1 protein-coding gene is annotated in these 246 nt (G+C 54.9%); it reads right to left on the bottom strand.

Annotated features, from left to right (window positions below):
• Positions 1–244, bottom strand: a 244-nt coding sequence (locus ACSNOG_RS33795; protein ID WP_436756486.1) for a lipid II flippase family protein, incomplete at its 3' end; no start/stop codon positions are given.
• Between the last annotated feature and the right edge of the window lie 2 nt (positions 245–246).

Genomic DNA, 246 nt, shown 5'->3' with positions numbered 1-246 from the left:
GAACGATGACGAGCTGTGCCAGCATCGTTCCGAAGAATCGGGAGACCATGAGCATCGTGTACACCTTGCCCAGCTGATTCTTCGCTTCTTCATCCCGCGTAGCTTTATCGGTGATCAGACCTAGCTGCGGGTCGATAAAAATCGTTAGGATAATGGTAGCCATGCCGTTGATTAACCCCGAGGCTTGGGAGGCCGTGGTGCTGAGCGCCGGCACAAGATGAGCCGCGTACAACGAAGAAAGCACCC

The organism is Streptomyces sp. URMC 124, assembly GCF_051386455.1.
Classification (GTDB): Bacteria; Actinomycetota; Actinomycetes; order Streptomycetales; family Streptomycetaceae; genus Streptomyces.
The sequence above is the reverse complement of the archived record's forward strand: the minus strand, read 5'-3'. Positions and strand labels throughout refer to the sequence as shown.